Consider the following 336-nt stretch of genomic DNA (forward strand, 5'->3'; position numbering starts at 1 on the left):
CATCCCAGAAGCGGAAGAGACCAGCGGTGACTAATGCGCTTTTTTTACCTTCAGGTAAAAACATTTTTACAGCCCAACCATCTCCAGCAGTTAACGAAGCATTATGGGCTTCTGCTGTCCCATCATCATAGCCAATCTCATCAGGATAGCCGACAAATGGTTGTAACGGAATATTTTGTTCGATATTACCGTTTGCTGGTATGGCGATCGTGATATCTTGGACATGATAGAAAGGCGCAGAAATATGCAAGGTATAGTTTCCTTTATAGGCACTGATGGAAAAGTGTCCGTTTTCATCTGTTTGTACAGGTTGAATGAGCGCGTCTTCGATCAGAG

At 43.5% G+C, this 336-nt stretch carries 1 protein-coding gene; it reads right to left on the reverse strand.

Annotation, left to right across the window (positions count from 1 at the left end):
* Positions 1 to 336: DUF3823 domain-containing protein (locus tag CHI06_RS29135; protein ID WP_142301058.1), on the reverse strand; the 336-nt coding region annotated here is incomplete at both ends.

Origin of the sequence: Bacillus sp. 7884-1 (assembly GCF_002272245.1) — a bacterium.
Taxonomy (GTDB): Bacteria; Bacillota; Bacilli; order Bacillales; family Cytobacillaceae; genus Neobacillus.